Raw genomic sequence first — 14,202 nt, forward strand, 5'->3', positions numbered from 1 at the left:
ATGGTCGGAACGTATCCGGCTTTTTTGTAACCATACAGGAACACAAGGAGAAGCAGATGGCCACTTTAGAAGGCGGCGCCTACGACGACGTGTTGTTCGGTTCCCGCTTTGACGACTTCATCCGCGCTCATGGCGGTGATGATCTCGTATTCGGAGGTGATGGCAATGACATCATCTTCGGCGACGACGGGAATGACATCCTTTTCGGCGGAAATGGTGATGACCTCCTTTTCGGCGGAAATGAAAATGATATTCTGTACGGTGATGCAGGTAACGACGTCCTGAGTGGCGGTGATGGGAATGATGTGCTGTTTGGCGGCGCTGGTGATGATATTCTTCAGGGCGGTGCAGGCTCAGATCTTCTCTTTGGCGGCGATGGGAACGATATCTTGCAAGGTGGTGACGGCAACGACATCCTTGATGGCGGCGCTGGTGATGACATCCTTATCGGCGGCGCCGGTAGTGACGTCTTCCTGTTCAATGGTGGCGGCGGAAACGACGTCATCCTTGACTTCAACCCAGGCGAAGACACCCTTCAGATCCAGCAGGGCATTAATGGCCTTGATGTTAATTCGGCGGATGACCTTGCAGACCGTGTCACACAGGTTGGTGGTAATGTGATTGTCGATCTCGGCAATGGCGACACCGTTACCCTCGTGAACACCAGTGCAGAAGATATACAGGCTCATCCCGACCAGTATTTCACTGTCCACTGATTAAACGATTGAGTGCGTGCCCGGCATCCTCCCGCCGGGCACGTTCCTTCTTTAATTTTTTTCAATCTCGATTTTTGGCCCGACCCAGCCTCGTTAGTGCTGCTTCTGGCCCTGCATTTCCAACAAGAATGAAAGGGCGCTCACATTGAACCTCGACCATTCGGCGGACACTGAAAGCAAAACCGAGAATCTCTCCATTTGCCGTCTATGCGCCGACGTGGCTCTGGTCATCTGGGATGTTCCCGGCCCGGCTCGCTCCACAAACAAATGCACGCTGGAAACGCCTGTCCAGCCCGTCCCGCTGCTCAGTGTTGGCATTCCGCTGGAAAATGGCGGGATGCGTATGTTCTGGGCCATGCGGACCGGAACCGAACCAATCGAATTATCGCTGAGTGCAGGTTCATTGGGACCTACAGCACAAGCAATCCTTTATCCGGCCAATGAGCTTGCAGCATTCGACGTCAATCATGTCGTGAGTGATCTCACTTTGCCCGGCCATATCAAGCTTCTGACCAATATCCTCACAGCCTGGCGCAGCACGTTCCGGCTGACGCGAAATCAGGCATTCGCATCCCTCGTGCGCGAGCTGACTTTTGCTTTAACGCCGGAACCCCGGGAAGCTCAGCATTGCGGTGAACCTGTTTCCGGGCATCATCTTCTCGAAACAGCCATCGATCCGATGCTCGGCGAAATCTCCGCCATTTACGGCATAACGCCAGGCAGCGTCATGGTGATCCCGCCGCGATTTGTGCTTGGTCAGCAGGGCCGCAATGCCTGGCAGTCCTGCCATCTTCTGGTTGAAGCTCCGCAGGATCTGCCTTCATCGCTCCTGCTTGTACTAAGCGGGAAGAAGGGTGTCGCGGTGCGCAAGATGGCAACCCGAACGGCAGAACAAAACGACTTCACCAAATGGTGGAGCAAATGGCAGAGTAACGGTGCTTTGCGGGCGTTTCTGGTTCGCCAGCTGGGAAAAATCAATGCGGCAGGCGCCGCCGTTGCCATTGATTTACAAACGCGCTCGCCGCTACCTGTCCGTCAAATTGCACAATCCACTTCTCAGCCGGCAGCCGAAATCGATCTGGCGCTGGCATTGGATGGAGGACTGATCGTCGGTGGCTGGATGCATGATCCTTCAGCCATGCTCGCCGATATCGAATATTTGCCTGAAGGCGGCAGCGCTCAGTCGCTCAAGCCTTATTTCCATAAGTTTGCAGGTAAAACTGCCAAGCGTGAGGATGCTCCACAAAGGGACGTGACAGGCTTTGTTGCGTGGTTGCCATCGGCAAAAAACCTTGGCCCATTGCTGCAGCCGCGTTTTCAGATGCGGCTTACCTCGGGCAGCACCGCGCCACTGGTGCCTGCGCCACAACCTTTTGAACCATCCGCGCAGCGAATGCGGATCTTGCGTTCCGTCCCGCCACAACAGGCGCGGCCGCATGTTTTCGAGCAGATTCTCGCCCCCGCACTCACAGAAGTTGAAAAGAAGATCGGCGCAACGGTGCGCATCACGCAAGTCAAAGAGTTTGGTGAGACGCCTGTTTCTCCTTTAGCCTCGATCGTCATCCCGCTCTACCGCAATCTCGATTTCCTGCGGTTTCAGTTCTCATCGATGGCAACTGATCCGTGGCTGATGGCCAATGCTGAATTTATCTTCGTGCTCGATTCACCTGAAATTCAGGATGACACGGAGCATATGCTGGGTGGCCTCAACATCCTTCATAATATGCCGTTCAAGCTTGCAATCATGAACCGCAATGGCGGCTATGCGCGCGCCTGCAATGCGGGCGCAAGCATCGCGACAGGCACAACAATTGTTATGCTCAATTCGGATGTGGTGCCTTCCGAACATGGTTGGTTGCAGCAGCTGATCCAGCCGCTATTCGATGAGCCGAAGCTCGGTGCAATCGGCCCGCGCCTTTTGTTTGAAGACGGCTCTCTGCAACATGCCGGGCTTTACTTTGCCCGCGATCGACAAGGCATCTGGCTCAATCATCACTACCATAAGGGTATGCCCGGCAATTATGCGCCTGCGCGTCGTGGGCGTGATGTTCCGGGCGTTACCGGCGCGTGCCTGATTACCCGCAAGGACATCTTTGATCTGGTAGGCGGTTACAGCGAAGACTATGTCATCGGCGATTACGAAGACAGCGACCTGTGCCTGAAAATTCGCCAGCTCGGTTTCCAGATTTACTACGAGCCGAGCGTTGCCCTCTACCATTTCGAGCGCCGCTCAATCCGCCGCAGCGCGGATTATATGCGCGGCCTTGCCAGCCAATATAATTCCTGGCTGCACACACAGCGCTGGAACGAAGAAATCAGTGAACTGATGGCCCCGCAACACGACGAGATGCAGCTCTCAATGCCCTCAAATGTGATCGTGGCCAAATCTGAAAGGAGCGCCGCTTGACGGAAGTGGTAATGCTGAAACAGCCAGAACCTGAAGCCAAACCAGCAATACCCGAAGAACAGATTGACTGGCTGATACAATCTGTTTTGAAGAACCGGTTTCTGCCCTCACCCGACCCGAACAGCGTGTTCGTCGGAGACGGCGATTATCGCGCCGTGGGTGCCGAGTTCCTTGGTCATTTCATCCGCAAGGGCGGGCTGAGACCTGATTCACGCGTGTTGGATATCGGTTCGGGGATTGGCCGCATGGCCATACCACTGACCCAATATCTCGACCCGGCGAAGACACACTATGCCGGTATTGATCCTGTGGTCGGTGGCGTTAACTGGTGTCGCCAGAACATCACTGCGCGCTATCCCAATTTCGAGTTCCGTCATCTCGACATTGCCCATGATCTTTATAATCCAAAAGGAAGCGTGAGTGGTCTGACCCTCACATTGCCTTTTGCGGATAAGAGCTTCGACTTCGTCATTATGACCTCCGTGGTCACGCATTTGCCGCCTGACGAGGTAAAATCCTATCTGGAACAGATTTCGCGCGTCCTGGCGCCTGGTGGCAAACTGTTCATGACTGCCTTTGTCGTGGACGACATTGCCGCTCGCGACCGGCACGGCAAGCGCGACAAGCGCCTCTCCTTTGAGCGTCACGGCACAGGCCCATGCTGGTTTGTGCCGGAACTTCCGCCCCTTGCGGCGGTCGGCTTTGAAAACGGCTTTCTGGATCGTGCGCTTACAGGTGCCAAACTGGAACTACAAACAAAGTCCTTTGGACATTGGCGCGGCATTGAAGCCGATCACTATCAGGATATCTTCATTGCCTCGCGCGGAGTTAGCGTCTGATGGCCCCGCGTGTACTCATCGCAGCCCACAACCATCCGTCGCTGCACCCCGGCGGAACGGAAATTTTCGCCCATGATCTGTTCCGCGCCTATCAGCGGGCAGGCTGTGAAGCGATGTTTCTAGGTGCAACCAACAAGGTGCATCGCGAAGCGCGTCCAGGCACGAGCTTTCAGAGCATTGGCAACGGCGGCGATGAAATTCTGCTGTGGTCCGGGCACTTTGATCGCTTCTATATGAGCCAGATCGACCTATACGGCATTGTGCCGGATATTGTTGAACTGCTGCGTGACTTCAGACCCGACATTGTGCACCTGCATCATCTGCTGCTTTTGGGCGCAGAATTCCCCCATATCGTGCGCCGCACACTGCCTAATTGCCGGATTGTCCTGACGCTGCACGATTATTACCCCATCTGTCATCATGACGGGTTGATGGTTCGCACCACCGGCAAAGAACTTTGTCATGGGGCAAGTCCAGATCGCTGCCACGCCTGTTTCAAAGATATTGCGCTGGATAAATTTGTGCTTCGTGAGCGCCACATCAAATCGCTGCTGAGCACTGTCGATGCGTTTGTGTCACCAAGTGCGTTTCTTAAACAGCGCTATGTAGAATGGGGCCTTGCCGATGATCGCATTCGGGTCATCCCCAATGGCCAGCCGGAACGTCCAAGATCAACGGCTGTTTCGCAAGAGCGGGCTAAGCCGACCTTCGGCTATTTTGGCAATCTCAACCCGTGGAAGGGTGCAACAGTTCTGCTTGAGGCCGCAAAGCTGCTGATTGCCGAGGGATTTGATTTCGAGCTCCGTGTTCATGGAGCAGCTCCCTTCCAGAGCGAGAGCTTTGTCAGCGAAATCGATGCGCTTTTTGCTCAAACATCTCCCGTTGTGCAGCGGCGTGGTGCTTATCGCCGCGAGGATATCGCTCAACTCATCCAATCCGTGGATTGCGCCATCATGCCTTCGATCTGGTGGGAAAACGCACCGCTCGTCATTCAGGAAGCACAGGGACAGAACCGTCCCGTCATCTGCAGCAATATTGGTGGAATGGCCGAGATGATCACTGATGGCATCAATGGTCTCACCGTTCCGCCCAATGACCCGCTGGCGCTCGCCCAAGCAATGCGACGCATGGCGGAAAACCCGGACCTGCGCCAGTCGCTTGGCGAAAACGCGCGGCACCCGGACACCATCGACACCACCGCAGCACGCTATCTCGATCTGATTGGATCCTTGCGCGCGGCCCGTGTCGAGGCAGCATGAGAGGTAGATCATGAACATCGCGACCAAAATTCCATCCGAAGGGGCACAAAAGCCGGTTGAAGCACAGAGTGCTCAACCGAAAGCTCAAAGGACTGAAGCCATGAAAGGACGCGTTGACGCTATTGAAGAAGGACGCCTTTACGGCTGGGCATTTGATCCGTCCTATCCCACTGAGCGGCTCATCATTCGCGTTCTTTTGGACGACAAGCCCATTGCCGAAGCACCAGCCGACAAAGAGCGACCAGACCTCAAGCGCAATGGCATTGGCGATGGGCTGCACGCTTTCGAAGTGATGCTGCCACAATTTGCTGCAGCCCGCGCTGGCGATCTGTTGGTCGTTGCAGCCAATGCTGCAGGCAATGAGCAAAAGCTGCGCGTTCCAAAACCTGATGAGCAGGCAGCTGAAGCGCTCATCGCAGCACCGATGACCCGCATTCTCGATAAACTCGATATGCTGATGGCTGCACAGCGGCAATTGCAGGTCAACCAGCGTTCATTGCAGCGCGCATCGCCCACCATCGACAGTTCCGGTGATGCGGCACCAGCAGAGCTTCTCGATATAGCCGGTTCGGTTGATGCGCTGCGAACCGATCTTCATCAGCGCATGACCGAGCTTGATGTTCATATCATGCGGATGGATGGCGTGGTGGCGGGCCTTGAACAACGCATGGAAGACGTGCGCAAGAGAAGTAGCGGTGACATCAAAGTACTTTTCGTGCTGGCCGCCGTTTTGACCGGCTTTGTCGCAGGCGCGCTTCTGACGCTTGCAGTCATGCCGTAAGGACAAGCCGTATGGTGCAAGACGAACGTCCAAATTCGGCTCCAAAACAGCCCCGCACACCTGATCGCCCACCCATGATGATTGAGGGTGAAATGGTGGTCGGCAGCGTGATTGAGGACACGCTGGTTTTAGTGCTGGGTATTGGCAGTGCGACCAATGATCAGGTTACGGCCTTTCTGAATGGCGACCCTGCAATGAGTGTGAAAACAAACCTCATTACCTGGCCGCTAAAAGAACCTTCACCTGCCGGAACGCACGGTTTTGTGGCAATTGTTCCGACCAATGTGCTGCGTCGTGGCGTGCTTAAAACAATCATGTTCCAGCACCGGTCCAAAGTAGGGCGCTATAACTTTGCCTCACGATCCGCCTCCATTGCGGATTTTGTTGCAATGATTGCCGATCTGTCGGGTTCAGCTCTGCCCGGCGTCATTGACGAGCTCGTCGAAGGCCTGATTTCAGGGCCAATCAGCCGGAAGAAGCTTTCAGCGATCACCGTTCTCTTACAAGCAGGAGCGCGTTCGGATGGCTGCATCGAATTGATCGGAGGCAGCGACGAGGGTGAAATTTTCGTTCAGGGCTGGGCTCAGGATTTGACGCCCAGTGTCACGCGACTGCTGATCAGCGGTAAGAATTCATCCCTCGCCGAATGTGCGATCAGTGTTTTCGCCCGCCCTGACCTCACCGAACAAGCATCCGGTTTTGCTGGGCTGCTGCTCTCCAATGAGCCGGTTGAAGCCAATGATATTGAGCGAATTCTGTTTCGCGGCAGGCGCGGCTGGCGATTTACAGAAGTCTATGATCGCAGGCTTTTGTCCGGGTCGCGCGAGACGCCGGCCCATATCCGCGCAATCCTGCCACGGGTGAGAAGCTCAACCGATATTTTGTTAAGGCTGCGTTCGGCAGCCAATCGCTTTGACGGTACGGATACCGTTTCGTCCCTCCCGTTTCCGGTCCGGATCGGCATCGACAATGTTTTCCGCGTTGAAGGCAGTGGCCTTCTTGTTGCAGGCTGGTTGCTCGATCCCGACAGCCACGTCGAGGGTGTAAAACTGCGTCGTCATCGTGGAGAAATCCAGATCGACACAACATGGACGCGCATTGATCGCCCGGATGTGACGCGTGAGTTTGACAATCAACCCCCGTTCAATGCTGGCCTTGATCCTAGCAGACACGCTCATGGCTTTGTGGCATTTGCTGTGGAACTTGATGGTGACAGTACCTCACCCTTCTACCTAGAACTAACCATCAGCGACGGGCGGCGTGCCTTCTTTCCGCTGACGCCGACACGCGTGACCTCGCGCGATGCAATCGTGCGGCAGCTTCGCGCAACGGACCCCAACACCTGGGCATTGCGCCACATCGTCGATCAGCAGCTGGTGCCGCTGCTGCGTGGCGTTACCCGCCCCGCACCTGAAGTATTCGGTGTGGTTGATCTGGGACCATTTGAAGACGCAATGGGGCCAGCAATCATCATCGGGATTGACGAGCGTGTCGAAGAGATCGAGCCATTGCTCGCGCTGCTTGCCCTTGATCCTGAAACGCGAATAGCACCGATTGTGATCGCAGCAGCAACCGAAATCATAGACCGCGTCGGCGTTCAGATCAGACGGCTGGCTGATTTCTATCGTCTGCGCATTCGACTTGTTTCGGCCCATGGCTCGGAAGATCTTTATGACGCGCTGGAAGTCGGCGCACGCACTGTTACCACCGATCAGGTTGTCTTTCTGGCAGGCTCCCTGCTGCCGCGAAAGGCTGGCTGGCTCAACAAGCTGGTCAGTGCATATGAAACCCATAAAGACTGTGTGCTCTCTCCAACCCTTGCCTATGAAGATGATTCAATCCGCTGGGCAGGGACGTGGGTTGCAGGACCACAATCGGATCGCGCCCTCATCAGTCGTTATGCGGGCTATCCGATCGACGCCATATCCGGCATGTCGCTGACCGAAGTGGCAACGGCAACCTTTGAATGCTGCATCATGCCGCGCGAAGCATTGTTTTCTGCCGGTGGCTTCACACGAGGCTATCTCGGCACCCATGAAAAGGGCCTGGACCTTGGGCTGAAGCTCAAACAATCGGGCCTGCGTTCCTATTGGCTGCCATCAGCACAGATGCTCGGCGCCGATGATACTTCTGTCACCGACAAGGCCTCAACCATTGCTTTAATCGAGCGGATCGACCGCCAGGTTTTCGACGCCCGGTGGTCGGCCATTCTCGCTGGCAAGCGCAAAGTGCAAATGGAGGAACCCGTATGAGCGAGAAGCTTCGCGTTCTGGTCATTTCCCACGCCCATCCGTCGATCTCACTCGGCGGTGGTGAAATTGCATCCTATAATCTGCACAAGGGCTTAAACACCATTCCCGGCGTGCAGTCAGTCTATCTGGCACGCGCGGTACACCCCATACCGCGACATGGGACGACTGCGCTGATGAGTATGCGTCGCGCAAGCGATGAAATTCTCTTTCATGCTGACGAGTATGATCACTTCTATCTTTCAAACAAAAACACCGACGAAATCCGCCGCGATCTGCTGCGGTTTGTGCGCGATTTCGACCCGGATATCATTCACTTTCACCACGTACTCGGCCTCGGCCTCGAAACGCTTTATGCCATTCGCGAGACATTGCCGGATCGCATCATTCTGATGACGTTTCACGAGTTCCTCTCGATCTGCAACAATGACGGGCAGATGGTAAAAGCTGGCACCTCGAAGCTCTGCAATGAAGCCTCGCCAATTGATTGTCACGCCTGCTTCCCGCAGATACCGCCTGCCCGCTTTTTAAAGCGCGAACGGTTCGTGCGCGGGATGCTGGAACTGGCAGACGCTTTCGTGTCGCCCAGCGAGTTTCTGGCAAACCGCTATCGCGAATGGGGTATAAATGCTGCGAAAATGGCAGTGATCGAAAACGGGATCGCGATCACACAGACTACGCCGCCACGCGAGCTTACGGGACCGGACCCACGGCGCAGTCGCTTTGCCTTTTTCGGGCAGATCAACCCATTCAAAGGCATTGATGTGCTTGTCGATGCGGTCTCACGCGTTCCCGAACAGGTATGGGGCGAGGATTCCCGCCTGATGATCTTTGGCGGCAATCTCGAAAAGCAACCGCCGGCATTTCAGGCACGAATGCAGAAGCTCATTGAAGAAGCAGGACCGCGTGTCCGCTTTTACGGCGCCTATCAGAATGCTGAAATGCCGCGGCTTATGCAGTCGGTGGACTGGGTTGTGATGCCTTCGATCTGGTGGGAAAATTCACCGATCGTCATTCAGGAAGCATTGCATCATCGCCGGCCTGTCATTTGCTCGAACATTGGCGGCATGGCTGAAAAAATTCGCGATGGCGAGGACGGTCTGCATTTTCGCGTGCGAAGCGCCGAAGATCTGGCTGATCGTTTTACTGAAGTGCTGAGCGATCCGAATATCTGGAACCGTCTTCATCAATCCATTCGCAAGCCTGTTCATTATGTCGATTGTGCAAGAGAGCACCTCGATCTTTATCACCAGTTGCGGGAAGCCCATCCGCGCAGGCTAAAGCCTGCCGTGGATACAACCGTACTTTCACAGGCCAGCTGAGCCTGGCTCGCCTGTATCTGTTACAAAAGAAGGAATAGCCTATGGCACGCGCCCTCGTCATGATCCCCGCAGGAGAAGTGTACGATCACGACAATGTCCGCTGGTATCGTCATACCGACGTGCAGGGCAGCATCAATCACTATCACAATATCGGCGACGCCTTCGTTTTTGAATCTTCGCTGAAGCTGATGAATTATGAAAAAGCTTCCGAGCTGCCGATCACCAATTTCTCACCGGAGAAAATCGATCAGCTGCGGGAAGAATATGATTATGTGATCCTGCGTGGCTCGAACTACATAAACAAGGATATGAACTGGCGCGATACGATCCCTGTTTTGCAGCGATTAAAGTTGCCCGTCATCGCTTTTGGTGTTGGCGCACAAGCGCCAGTGCGTGGTGAAATTCAGCTGTCAGAGGAAACAAAGGCAGTGCTGCGCATGATCGCCGATTCAACCGTCTCTGTTGGCGTGCGTGGGGCTTATACGGCTCAGGTTCTCAACGATATCGGAATTCAGAATGTCCGTATCATCGGTTGCCCGACGGCGTTTCGCCGTAACAATCAGCATCTGCGCATCAAACTGCCGCCGCTTGAGGAAGTGAGCCAGGTTGGCGTTACCGTGCGGCGCGAGGTTTCACCGGCTTACGCGCAGGATATTGAGCAATATCTGACCCGGCATCGCGATCTGATCCGCACAATGGCCGCACGCTTTGACGTAACGCTCATGGCACAGGGCGAGATTGAAGAAAAAAAGATGGTGTTCGGCACGGCTGAACAAAAGGAAGAGGCTATCGCAGCCCTCAAGGCGCATCGCTGGACCGCTGACTGGTATTTCGATGACACAATCGAAAACCTTTATCGGCATCGCATGTTCTATTCGGATGTTGTTGCCGACTACGAGGAATTGGTGCGCAAGCAGCAATTGGTTCTGGGCTACCGCCTGCACGGAAATCTGATGGCGCTCGCTAACGGCATTCCATCGATCTATTTCACTTATGACAGCCGCACTGCGGAATTCGCCGAAACCTATAAAATCCCAAGCTATGATGTCTTCAGCGACAAACAGTTCCGTTTGGAAGATTACTGGGACCAGCCCTTGTTCGATCAATACAACCGCGCCTGGTTTGAGACCTATGCTGAAATGAAGCAGTTTCTCGCTGAAAACGGTGTCGATAACAAAATGACCGACACCGGTCTGCCAATCGGAGAATTAAAGGTGGCTTGACGCTTATTGCGGCTTGGCCGGATCACTGGTTTTAGGCTCGTCGGGTTCTGGCTTGCTCAGATGCACTTCAAAAGGAGCGATGAGCTTCTTGGGCTTGTCGCTTGGCATATCTGGCGTGAAAGGTGGAAAAGCTGCACCAGCGGCCGGAACTTTCAATGCTGCAGCATCGACGAGATCGTCGCCTGAACTTTCCACGAGCTCGACATCAGAGACGGTTCCATCCGGCGCCAGATAAAAGCTGATCTTCGGTTTGAAAACACCATCAAGCTCAAGAGGGCGGAGTTCGCGCGATAGAAGAACCCCATAACGTCGGAGGATGCGGACGACAGCGCTTTGCCATTCAGCCTGATTGGTAATCTGAGGCGCTTCCGCCTCAGATGATGCGGCTGGTGCCGTAACACGAGGCCCTGTCTGCGCAACGGATGGCAAACTGTAGGACGTCGCGGTCAGCAAAGAACCAAGCATCATGAACAGGCGCAAACTCGTTTGATTTTTCATTTTCATGATCCTCAATGTTAGGTCTTTTACCCTTGAAAGCACCGATCATTCTGATCAGCCGCGTGACCGGGAAAGACGTTATAACTATCCCTGCAATCCGAAAACCGCGTCAGCAATATCGGATTGGCTCACCTTTTCAAACGTCTCGCCAATATACTGGGTTAATAGAACGCCAACTTCTCCGATACCCAGATCATCAAGCTGATCCGGTGTGCCGAAACCATATTCCATGTGCCCGCGCCCGATGATGCCGACGACAAGCGCTTCGGGCTTTTCTTTGAGATATGACGCGATGTTGCAAGCAAAGGCCCGATCCCAGGTTTGCTGCGCACGAACAAAGCGGTCAAACTCAGGCGCGGCTGCAGATTTTCCCTGCATATAGGACGGCCCGCCATTAGTCAGACGCAAAAGATGTTCGCGATGCGCAAGGCTCGCCGGACGTGCCGGGGTCAGACCATCGCGATCTACTTCCGCTATCGCTTCCCAACCTTCTTTGCCCACACGTGTCACGAGATCACGGCGACAATTAAGCGCCAACATCTTGACGTTAAACTCACGGCAGAGGTGGAAAAGCGGCCAGTAAAGATCTGCATCAAAGCCCCATACCTTGCGCCATTCAGTTTTCTCCAGAAACTGCTCGGCTTCAAGCTTGCCTGCCACCCATTCATCAAGCACTGGCTGAATTCTTCTCGGAAACATCTCAAAGCCAATGGCCATTTCATCGCGAAGAGCAAGAAGCGAGGCCGAAATATTCACCTGCCAGCGATGAATATCATGTCGATCATGCTGCTCGCCAAGAAGCACAACTTTCTTCCTAGCCATTGCAGCCATGATCTCACTATGGGTACAAATCTCGAGTGAATTTGGATTAATCCATTCACCTGCACGCAACTCGGCAGATTTTGCAATCATTTAAATACGCCCCTGCTCAACCGTACTGCACTGGGAAAATGAAAATTAATGCTGTGATCGGGGCAGTTGATGATTTGGAGAAGGACAGACTCTGGCACGGCATCTCGCATGACATATTATGAACTAGCCACGAACAAACGCGTAGCGAAAAGTTGATTATAATTATCAATATATTATTTGACTACGCTGTCCAGCACGAAGATGCCATCATCGAATGAAGGTAAGTTTTCCGAATATTATCCAAAACAATTTGATTTTCCGCACGAAGAAAGCTTCAGCATAAAACGCGCTCGCTCGGCACTCCATGCCTCGCAACCGCGCCAGGCCTTTAAATGTCTCAGTATCAAACCAGTCTTTGCAACGTTGAGTGCCAAAATGTGTTATCAGCAAGTCAATCTTCCGTTCAATGATGTCGGATGACAATGAACAATAGGTGTTAGGCTGGCCAAGATCGCCATCCCATTTTGGTATTTCATATTCCAGTATGGGCTGATCACTGAAAACATTCCAGGTCAGCTCGTTAACAGTTCGATGTTCCTGGTGGGCGTCCATGGAACGATGTGTGAATATAATATCTGGCAACCGACGCTGCCGCTGCGAGATTAACCACTCTTTTATCGCCCTCGTTTGAGCGGGAAAATAACTATCCTCAAACGCGGCAAGATGAACTTGGAAACGGACTGCCCGACGCAGAAAATCATACGCCGCAGCTTCAGCTTCCAGATGCCGCTCGGCACTGCCTGATAGGACACACCACTGCACGTCAAGCGAAATGCCAGCTGCAGCAAGGTGCAAAATTGTTCCTCCACACCCGATCTCAATATCATCGGATATGTGCACCTATACACAGCACTTTCAATGGTTTGTTTGGGCTCGCCTGTGAACGCAGATCAATCATAAGGCTAACGCAATGCTGGTGGCGCGCCGCTCAGCTTTATGTTTCTTGCAGGGCATGTCACCCTTCTCGACCATATCTTCAAGCGTTTGCCAATCACGCATGTATCCATGGACCGCCAAAAGCCTTCATATTTATAAGCCATTAGCTGATTTTCGGCGATGAGGCGACCGAATGGCTCTAAGACAAGTTCTTCACCTTCGCGCATGTAATCGAAGATTTCTTTCCGGAAAAGAAAATAGCCACCATTGATCCAGATGTCAGAGGTATTTGATGTGCGAAAGACCCGCACGTCGCCGCTATCAGCTATATCCGCGAGATGATAGGTCAAAAGCGGTCGAACTGCGAGAAAATAGCTATCTTGTCACTCGCAAGAAAGCGCTCAACCGTGTCTTCGAGATCAACATCGCTTAATCCGTCACTGTAGTTGGCAAGAAAGACGTCTGCATTGGCCACATGTGCACGCGCACTCCACAATCGTTCCCCAATATTCTCCAAATGCCAGTATCAAGAAGTGTGAAGCTCCAGTCGCGGTCAACTTCCTCCAAAAGCTGTACATTCCTTCCCCCATCTGAAACCACACAATCCGCGAATGTCTGAGGACGGATATTAAGGAAGGATTCCTTCACAACATTGGCCTTATAGCCCCGACACAATATGAAATCGTTATGACCATAGCCACTATAATACTCCATAACATGATGGAGTATCGGTTGATGCCCCAAAGGTATCATTGGCTTGAGGACACTTTCAGAATAGCCCCAACCCTAGGGCCAGCCTTTCGTTTACTGCCATTGTGCGCGAGATAAACCCGCAGAGAACCACCATGAGTTGATAGCTCTTCCACATCAATCACCTTGAGACGATGACGATGCGCCATGTACCGAATTGTCAGAAGCGAGCAATATGAGAAATGCTCATGATAGATCGTGTCAAACTGGTTTTGCTCTGTCAGATTGGCAAGATGAGGAAACTCCAAGGTTATAACGCCTTCAGGCTTCAATAGAACCTGCATTCCCCGGACAAAGTCATTAAGAGCCTGCTCCAAAAAGGATTGAGCGATTTCAGTAGGTTATGATTCAATCGGATTTCTGACATACG

General features: G+C 53.5%; 10 protein-coding genes and 3 pseudogenes. 8 read left to right on the plus strand and 5 right to left on the minus strand.

Annotation, left to right across the window (positions count from 1 at the left end):
• Nucleotides 1-56 precede the first annotated feature (56 nt).
• The 8 genes from H5024_RS13060 (at nt 57) to H5024_RS13095 (ending at nt 10,796) form a co-directional block, all read left to right on the plus strand.
• Complete coding sequence (locus tag H5024_RS13060; RefSeq protein WP_187547503.1) at nt 57-716, plus strand: calcium-binding protein; 660 nt, start codon at nt 57-59, stop codon at nt 714-716.
• A 145-nt stretch (nt 717-861) separates the two neighbouring features.
• Nucleotides 862-3,123, plus strand: coding sequence for a glycosyltransferase family 2 protein (locus tag H5024_RS13065; RefSeq protein WP_187547506.1), 2,262 nt, complete (start codon nt 862-864; stop codon nt 3,121-3,123).
• A gap of 11 nt (nt 3,124-3,134) precedes the next feature.
• Nucleotides 3,135-3,962, plus strand: coding sequence for a class I SAM-dependent methyltransferase (locus H5024_RS13070; protein ID WP_187547508.1), 828 nt, complete (start codon nt 3,135-3,137; stop codon nt 3,960-3,962).
• Nucleotides 3,962-5,221: a glycosyltransferase family 4 protein gene (locus tag H5024_RS13075; protein WP_187547510.1), complete on the plus strand. Its 1,260-nt coding sequence runs from the start codon at nt 3,962-3,964 to the stop codon at nt 5,219-5,221. Before H5024_RS13070 ends, H5024_RS13075 begins: the two co-directional genes overlap by 1 nt.
• Before the next feature lie 10 nt (nt 5,222-5,231).
• Nucleotides 5,232-6,002 (plus strand): hypothetical protein, encoded by a 771-nt coding sequence (locus H5024_RS13080; protein ID WP_187547513.1) that lies wholly within the window; start codon nt 5,232-5,234, stop codon nt 6,000-6,002.
• 11 nt (nt 6,003-6,013) lie between these two features.
• Nucleotides 6,014-8,254, plus strand: a complete 2,241-nt coding sequence (locus H5024_RS13085; RefSeq protein WP_187547516.1) for a hypothetical protein — start codon at nt 6,014-6,016, stop codon at nt 8,252-8,254.
• The gene (locus H5024_RS13090; RefSeq protein WP_187547518.1) at nt 8,251-9,573 is read left to right on the plus strand and encodes a glycosyltransferase family 4 protein; all 1,323 of its coding nucleotides are present in this window, start codon (nt 8,251-8,253) and stop codon (nt 9,571-9,573) included. Before H5024_RS13085 ends, H5024_RS13090 begins: the two co-directional genes overlap by 4 nt.
• 41 nt (nt 9,574-9,614) lie before the next feature.
• A complete protein-coding gene (locus H5024_RS13095) occupies nt 9,615-10,796 on the plus strand; it encodes a polysaccharide pyruvyl transferase family protein (protein WP_187547520.1) in 1,182 nt (393 codons plus the stop codon).
• A gap of 3 nt (nt 10,797-10,799) precedes the next feature.
• Here the strand turns inward: H5024_RS13095 and H5024_RS13100 are convergent, their stop codons facing one another.
• The 5 genes and pseudogenes from H5024_RS13100 to H5024_RS13120 form a co-directional block, all read right to left on the minus strand.
• Nucleotides 10,800-11,294 (minus strand): energy transducer TonB, encoded by a 495-nt coding sequence (locus H5024_RS13100; protein WP_187547522.1) that lies wholly within the window; start codon nt 11,292-11,294, stop codon nt 10,800-10,802.
• An 84-nt stretch (nt 11,295-11,378) separates the two neighbouring features.
• A complete protein-coding gene (locus H5024_RS13105) occupies nt 11,379-12,206 on the minus strand; it encodes a ChaN family lipoprotein (protein ID WP_187547524.1) in 828 nt (275 codons plus the stop codon).
• A 207-nt stretch (nt 12,207-12,413) separates the two neighbouring features.
• Nucleotides 12,414-13,104: pseudogene (locus tag H5024_RS13110) on the minus strand (PIG-L deacetylase family protein).
• Nucleotides 13,101-13,859: pseudogene (locus H5024_RS13115) on the minus strand (glucose-1-phosphate cytidylyltransferase); the annotation flags it as partial. The pseudogenes H5024_RS13110 and H5024_RS13115, both read right to left, overlap by 4 nt.
• Nucleotides 13,850-14,137 (minus strand): annotated as a pseudogene (locus tag H5024_RS13120) (SAM-dependent methyltransferase); the annotation flags it as partial. The pseudogenes H5024_RS13115 and H5024_RS13120, both read right to left, overlap by 10 nt.
• Nucleotides 14,138-14,202: the final 65 nt, after the last annotated feature.

Origin of the sequence: Ochrobactrum sp. Marseille-Q0166 (assembly GCF_014397025.1) — a bacterium.
Lineage (GTDB): Bacteria > Pseudomonadota > Alphaproteobacteria > Rhizobiales > Rhizobiaceae > Brucella.

Coding starts and splice junctions, on each gene's coding strand:
- H5024_RS13095 (WP_187547520.1), top strand. CDS start 9,615: ATGGCACGCGCCCTCGTCATGATCCCCGCAGGAGAAGTGTACGATCAC.
- H5024_RS13100 (WP_187547522.1), bottom strand. CDS start 11,294: ATGAAAAATCAAACGAGTTTGCGCCTGTTCATGATGCTTGGTTCTTTG.
- H5024_RS13080 (WP_187547513.1), top strand. CDS start 5,232: ATGAACATCGCGACCAAAATTCCATCCGAAGGGGCACAAAAGCCGGTT.
- H5024_RS13090 (WP_187547518.1), top strand. CDS start 8,251: ATGAGCGAGAAGCTTCGCGTTCTGGTCATTTCCCACGCCCATCCGTCG.
- H5024_RS13075 (WP_187547510.1), top strand. CDS start 3,962: ATGGCCCCGCGTGTACTCATCGCAGCCCACAACCATCCGTCGCTGCAC.
- H5024_RS13085 (WP_187547516.1), top strand. CDS start 6,014: ATGGTGCAAGACGAACGTCCAAATTCGGCTCCAAAACAGCCCCGCACA.
- H5024_RS13060 (WP_187547503.1), top strand. CDS start 57: ATGGCCACTTTAGAAGGCGGCGCCTACGACGACGTGTTGTTCGGTTCC.
- H5024_RS13070 (WP_187547508.1), top strand. CDS start 3,135: ATGCTGAAACAGCCAGAACCTGAAGCCAAACCAGCAATACCCGAAGAA.
- H5024_RS13105 (WP_187547524.1), bottom strand. CDS start 12,206: ATGATTGCAAAATCTGCCGAGTTGCGTGCAGGTGAATGGATTAATCCA.